This is a genomic window from Mesorhizobium sp. M7A.F.Ca.ET.027.03.2.1, from assembly GCF_003999175.1.
Taxonomy (GTDB): Bacteria; Pseudomonadota; Alphaproteobacteria; order Rhizobiales; family Rhizobiaceae; genus Mesorhizobium.
In genome coordinates this window covers 1-6,230 of record NZ_RZOM01000280.1, presented here as the reverse complement: position 1 = coordinate 6,230, position 6,230 = coordinate 1, and the positions used below count along the sequence as shown (strand labels likewise).

Sequence of the window (6,230 nt, the reverse complement as noted above, 5' to 3'; positions counted from 1 at the left end):
GTGTGGCGCAGACCCCCACCCCGCTCCGCTTCGCGGATCGACCCTCCCCACAAGGGGGAGGGTAATCACTCCGCCGTGCCTTCCTCATACTCTGCCGACATGGTCAGCCACTTTTCCTCGTGGCCGGCCAGCGTCTGGGCCAGTTGCGAGCGCTCCTTCGCCAGCCGTGTCGCCGTCGAGGGATCCTTCTCGTAGACCGCCGGATTGGACAGTTCGTCCTCAATGCCGTCGATGCGCTTGCGAATGCGGTCCATCAGCGCTTCGGTGGCGCGGATCTCCTTGGCCAGCGGCTCGAAGGCAGCGCGGCGAGCCGCCGCATCGCGGCGGCGGTCGGCTTTTGATGCCTTGTCGGCCTCGCGCTTGCCGCGGCGGTCGCCGGAGACGCCGGTGACCAGCGTCTTGTAGTCCTCGAGATCGCCGTCATAGGGGTTGACCGCGCCGTCCTTGACCAGCCACAGGCGGTCGGCGGTTGCCTCCAGCAGATGGCGATCATGCGAGATCAGGATCACGGCGCCGGGAAATTCGTTCAGGGCATGGATCAGCGATTCGCGGCTATCGATGTCGAGATGGTTTGTCGGTTCGTCGAGGATGAACAGGTTTGGGCCCTCGAAGGCCGACAGCCCCATCAGCAGCCGCGCCTTCTCGCCGCCCGACAGATCCTTGGCGGCGGTGTTCATCTTCTCGGTCGTGAGGCCGAACTGGGCGACGCGGCCGCGCACCTTCGATTCCGGGGCCTCCGGCATCAGCCGGCGGACATGCTCGTAGGCGTTTTCGTCCGGCCGGAGGTCGTCGAGCTGGTGCTGGGCGAAGATCGCCACCTTCAACCCGGGCGCCACCGTCATGGTGCCACTCTCCTGCTTGAGCCGGCCGGACAGCAATTTGGCGAAGGTCGACTTGCCGTTGCCGTTGGCGCCGAGCAGCGCGATGCGGTCGTCGGCGTCGATGCGCAGCGTCATCTTCTTGAGGATCGGCTGACCCTCGGTGTAGCCGACATTGACGTTGTTCAGCGCCACGATCGGCGAGGCCACCGTCTTCACCGGCTCGGGGAAGGAGAACGGCCGCACCGAATCGTTCACGAGGGCCGCGATCGGCTTCATCTTTTCCAGTGCCTTGATGCGCGACTGTGCCTGTCTCGCCTTGGAGGCCTTGGCGCGGAACCGCTCGACGAAGGATTCCATGTGCTTGCGCGCGGCCTCCTGCTTGACCCGGCCCTTCTCCTGCAATTCCTTCTGCTCTGTATATTGACGTTCGAACTGGTCGTAGCCGCCGCGCCAGAAGGTCAGCTTCTTCTGGTCGAGGTGGACGATCGAATTGACGGCGCGGTTGAGCAGGTCGCGGTCGTGCGAGATCAAAAGCACGGTGTGCGGATATTTCGACACGTAGTTTTCCAGCCACAGCGTGCCTTCGAGATCGAGATAGTTGGTCGGCTCGTCGAGCAGCAGCAGGTCCGGCTCGGCAAACAGCACCGCAGCAAGCGCCACGCGCATGCGCCAACCGCCGGAGAAGGACGAGGCCGGACGCCGTTGCGCAGCGTCGTCGAAGCCCAGGCCTGCGAGAATGGTGGCGGCGCGGGATTCGGCTGAGTGCGCGTCGATATCGGCCAGCCGCATATGGATGTCGGCGATGCGGTGCGGATCGGTCGCCGTCTTTTCTTCTTCGAGCAGCGCCGTGCGTTCGAGATCGGCCTTGAGCACGATCTCGATCAGCGCATCCTCGGTGCCCGGCGCTTCCTGCGCCACCTGGCCGATGCGGGTGCTCTTCGGCAGGCTGATCGAGCCTGTCTCGGACGGGAAATCGCCGGTGATGGCCTTGAACAGCGTCGTCTTGCCGGTACCGTTGCGGCCGACAAGGCCGGCCTTGGTGCCGGCCGGCAAGGTCAGCGAGGCATGGTCGAGAAGCAGGCGTCCGGCCATGCGGAGCGATAGGTCGTTGATGATCAGCATGGCCGCGCTTTTGCACCGGACATCAACGCTTCGCAAGGCCTTGCCGGCCAGTTGGCCGCACAAGGCCTCGAAACGACGCCAGCGAGGGCGTCGTCAAAGCAGCCGAACAGTGGCTTGCCTGCTCTCAGGCAGTCGCCTTGCGCTTCGTTGCCTTGGCGACAGCGGCCGGCGCTGCTGCCGGCTTGCGGCCAAGTCCCGTCGACTTTGCCAGCGCCGATCGCGTCGCCGAGTAGTTTGGCGCAACCATCGGATAGTCCGGCGGCAAGCCCCATTTGGCCCGATAATCGTCCGGGCTCAGGCCGTAGTCGGTCCGCAGATGCCGCTTGAGCGACTTGAACTTCTTTCCGTCCTCAAGGCAAATGATGTAGTCGGGAAACACCGACTTCTTCGGATTGACTGCCGGAACCAGGTTTGGAGTTTCCGCGACAACTGCACCAGCGAGCTTGCGAACCGAAGCACTGACGCTGGCAATCAACTCAGGCAGGCCGGCAGCAGGAAGCGGATTGTTGCCTACATAGGCCGAGACAATATCGGCCGTCAGCTCGATAACGGTCTTATCATCGATATTTGACAATTCTTTCACCTTATTTGCGACAAAATCCTCCACCCCAGCGAAGACTTGTGTCGATGTATCTCTTTAACCGCGTCCCCCAACGGACCGCCAAGTCTCATAAAAGAATGAAGAATCGGCAAAAATAGCATTCATGCGAAATCGACGCCGTGCAAATTAGAAAATCTAATACTTGGAACCAGCAGACTTAGCGGCAGGACTTTCGTCCAATATCTCCAGAATACGCTTCCAGCGGGCGCAACGCGCGAAATCCTTTTGTTCTATGGCCTTTTCGGCCCTCATCGCGGCGTAGAGCGGTGCCTCGGCGCCGAATTCGTCGATCAGCCAATGCGCTTCCTGAATGGCCAGACGCTCATTCTCGTCAAACATGGTTTTCGACCTCCGAACGTTCCACACCGACCGCGACACAACTGCCGATGACGAGGATGGCTCCGACAATGGCCGTCACCGTCAGCCGTTCGCCGGATAAGGTCAAAAGCAGGGTCGAGGCGATCGGCGTGAGATAGGCGACCACCGCGACCCTGCCGCTGCCTTCAAGCTTCAAGGCGCGCGACCAGAAATAGTAGCCCAGGCCCATCGGACCGGCGCCGAGATAAAGGCCGAGGGCCAGATCCCCGCCGACGGGCCAGGTGAAACCGTCGCGAGCGCACCACAGAAACATCAAAGCGACGCCAATCAAAGACGATGGCAGCAACAGGCGATCCGCTGGAGTGGCCACCCGTCCCACCATGATCGAATAGAAGGCCATGCATAGCGCGGACCCGAATGCGGCGAGATAGCCGACCAGATCGCCTTCGAACCAGGATTGGTTGCGCCCTCCCGAAATCACCAGTGCAACGCCGATGAAGCCCACCACCGCGGCGAGACCCAACAGTGCCGGACGCCGCGGATTTTCCAAGGCAATGACTGCCGCCGCGACCATCAACGGCCAGGTGTAGGCCACCAGATTGGCCTCGATCACCGGCATCGAAGCGAAGGCGATGTATTGCAGCACAATGGTGCCGACCAGGCCGATGAAGCCGACCGCGAGAGAGATGAGCGCCGCCCCGGCGGTGACCGGTACTACTCTTTCGCGGCTCATCAATCTGATAGCGGCGAAGACGAGTGCTGCGCCTGCAAATTGCAGGAACTGGACCTGCGACACCGGGTGGCTGGCCAGCAGGGATTTGCCGACCAGGGCATTGGTGGACCACAACGCCACCGCACCGGCAGCGAAGACCAACGCGGATATCGAGCCGGATCCCTGCCGAAACAATCGGCATGGGACTCTATGTTGCTGTTCGACCATGATCCTGTCCGAAAACCGGTTCCGACTTATCGGGGTCATGGTTCATTACCATGATTCCCTGGCGCCGCCCGGAACCGGTGCCTCGACGGCGGTGGGCACGGGATGCTCCGCCTCGAACCGACGATAGGCCGGCAGCTGATTGGTCCAGACATCTTCGGCCAGTTCGCTGACCCACTCACGGTCGTGGTCGTTGTCGGCGGCGAGATAGAACATTCTGTTATCGTCGACATAGGGCTTGGCCACCGAGCGCTGGTTGAGCACCAGCGTGACGCGCTCGCCGAACCGGATCGGAGCGGTGCGATGCAGGACGCCCAGGAATTGGCCGAGCGTCGCGTAGTTCATCTTGTGATCGATGCGCATGACACTGTTGCGCGGGATTTCGCGGCCGGCTTCGATAATGGCGCGGCCGGTTTCGGAGTCGTCGCAGTAGATTTCGAGGTGGCCGCCGACCAGCGGATTGCTGATCGACAGCGGAATGAGCTCTGTGACCGGAACGCCATCGCAATGCCACTCCACGGCGCCGTCCTTTGGATTCATGAAGGTGACCGTCGAGCCGACGATCGATAGCGGATAGGGCTCCAGCTTGGTGCCCATCATGTCGGACAGCCGCTCCAGGCGCAGCTTGTCATGCAGCAATTCCTTGATCTGGGGGATGAAACGGTCGGCCCCGGTGATGAAGGTCAGATCGAGGTGCTTGTGCACGGCATGGCTGGCCTTGAGCTTCAGGGCAGCCTCCTCGATAGCTGCAAGCAGTGCCGGGTCATAGCCGTGCAAATATTGCGCGACACCGAAACTCGACACTTTCCAGGCGGTTTCATGGCCGATAATGGCTTCGCGGCTCATCGCATAACGCAGTTCGGGAATGGTATGGGCGTTCATTGTACTTCTCCAGGATGGGGGCAACACTTGGTAAACAGTCGATTAATTCACCCACCCCTGTAAAATTAGGAATGCTGGTGCTAGTGTAAGCCAAGCTTAAGGTCGAAACCGTGCGTCTGCTCAGTCAGGTCAACCTCAATTCGCTTAAAATCGTGGAGAGTGCTGCGAGGCACGGTAATTTCACGCGTGCCGGCGAAGAACAGTTTATTACCGCTTCAGCGGTCAGCCAGCGCGTGAAAAGCCTTGAGGATCAGCTTCGTTTCAAGATTTTCCAGCGCGGCGGCAATGCGGTGTCGTTGACGCCGGAGGGCGAGACCTATGTCTCGCGCGTTCGCGAGGCGCTGGAGCGAATCGTCGCCGCCAGCATGGAAGCGACCGGGCAATCGCAGGAGCATGTGCTAAAAATATCGGTGCTGCCGACCTTTGCGGCACGCTGGCTGTTTCCGCGCCTGCCGCTGTTCCAGCAGCAATATCCCGATATCGTAATGCGGGTCTCGACCTCCTACGCGACGCATGAGTTCACGGCCTCGGAATTCGATCTCGAAATCCGTTATGGCGACGGTCACTTTCACGGGCTGCAATCCGATCTGCTGTTTCGCGAAGACCTGACACCGGTGTGCAGCCGCAAGCTGTTCCACGAAGTTCTCGGCGATAAGCGGCTGTCGAAGGTGACACCGGACGACCTCAAGCACTTCACCCTGCTGCATTCCGACACCTGCACCCAAAATTGGCAATCCTGGCTTGGTTTCGCCGGCGCCAGCTTCGTGCTCAGCGAGACCAAGAGCATCTATTTCGACTCGTGCATGATGTCCTACGAGGCAGCCAATTCCGGGATGGGCTTTGCGGTGGCCAACCGTGCCTATATGGCCAGCGACATCCGCGCCGAAAGGCTGGTGGCTCCCTTCGCCGTCCACCACCCGAACACGGCTGGTTGGTATTTTGTTTCCCCGCTGAGAGGCCTTGCCGCACGCAAGGTCCAGTTGTTCAAGCAGTGGGTGATGGCGGAAGCGGCTCTGACGCAGTGCCAACTGGACAGCGAAATCAGGGGCGAGGCTTCGACGGCCGCCTGAATCTCGGGCAAGTATCCGGTGTGCCGGCTAATTTCAGATGCAAAGACAATGCTGCAGCACAAAATGCAGCGATAGTAGGCGCAAGCTCTTCGACCTTCGGACGGCACCGAATCAGGCGAAAGCTCTGCCCTCCTCGGTCCGCTGAAAAAGCATCAGGTCCAACCCCAGGCTTGGCCGTCCCAGGATGGTCAGGATCGTATGCGCCTGGCCGCGATGGTGGGTCTGGTGGTTGAAGACATGATCCAGCGCCGGCGCCAGCCTTTGCGAGACGGTGCGCATGTCCGAAACGGTCATGTAGGTGAAGCGGCCCGTCAACGCCTTGTCATTGAGGCCGCCGACCCAATCGATGATCCTCCTGTCCTCGGCTTCACGCGCCGCCCGCAGGCCGGTCAACCCCCAATGCAGGATGGCATCCAGTGTCGTCGGCGCGTGAAGCCGAGGACAGGAGGATCATCGATTGGGTCGGCGGCCTCAATGAC

6 protein-coding genes and 1 pseudogene are annotated in these 6,230 nt (G+C 61.1%); 1 reads left to right on the top strand and 6 read right to left on the bottom strand.

Annotated elements, in window-relative coordinates:
* Window positions 1–65: 65 nt before the first annotated feature.
* The 5 genes from EN750_RS14470 to EN750_RS39440 all read right to left on the bottom strand — a co-directional run bounded on the left by EN750_RS14470 (window position 66) and on the right by EN750_RS39440 (window position 4,681).
* Window positions 66–1,943: an ABC-F family ATP-binding cassette domain-containing protein gene (locus tag EN750_RS14470; RefSeq protein WP_127268152.1), complete on the bottom strand. Its 1,878-nt coding sequence runs from the start codon at window positions 1,941–1,943 to the stop codon at window positions 66–68.
* Between the two features lie 124 nt (window positions 1,944–2,067).
* Window positions 2,068–2,517 carry a MucR family transcriptional regulator gene (locus EN750_RS14465; RefSeq protein WP_127268153.1) on the bottom strand — a complete coding sequence of 150 codons (450 nt, stop codon included), beginning with the start codon at window positions 2,515–2,517 and terminating at the stop codon, window positions 2,068–2,070.
* Between the two features lie 162 nt (window positions 2,518–2,679).
* Window positions 2,680–2,883 (bottom strand): hypothetical protein, encoded by a 204-nt coding sequence (locus tag EN750_RS14460; RefSeq protein ID WP_024504288.1) that lies wholly within the window; start codon window positions 2,881–2,883, stop codon window positions 2,680–2,682.
* Window positions 2,876–3,802 (bottom strand): DMT family transporter, encoded by a 927-nt coding sequence (locus EN750_RS14455; RefSeq protein WP_127396815.1) that lies wholly within the window; start codon window positions 3,800–3,802, stop codon window positions 2,876–2,878. The genes EN750_RS14460 and EN750_RS14455 overlap by 8 nt, the downstream gene beginning before the upstream one ends.
* Window positions 3,803–3,847: 45 nt before the next feature.
* Entirely contained in the window at window positions 3,848–4,681 is an 834-nt protein-coding gene (locus EN750_RS39440) for a hypothetical protein (RefSeq protein WP_189526205.1), read from the bottom strand.
* A gap of 110 nt (window positions 4,682–4,791) precedes the next feature.
* Between EN750_RS39440 and EN750_RS14440 the strand changes: the two genes are divergently transcribed.
* Window positions 4,792–5,751, top strand: a complete 960-nt coding sequence (locus EN750_RS14440) for a LysR substrate-binding domain-containing protein (RefSeq protein ID WP_027037936.1) — start codon at window positions 4,792–4,794, stop codon at window positions 5,749–5,751.
* Window positions 5,752–5,862: 111 nt separating this feature from the next.
* On the opposite strand, the pseudogene EN750_RS14435 reads toward EN750_RS14440, so the two are convergent.
* A pseudogene (locus EN750_RS14435) lies at window positions 5,863–6,180 on the bottom strand (DinB family protein); the annotation flags it as partial.
* Window positions 6,181–6,230 lie beyond the last annotated feature (50 nt).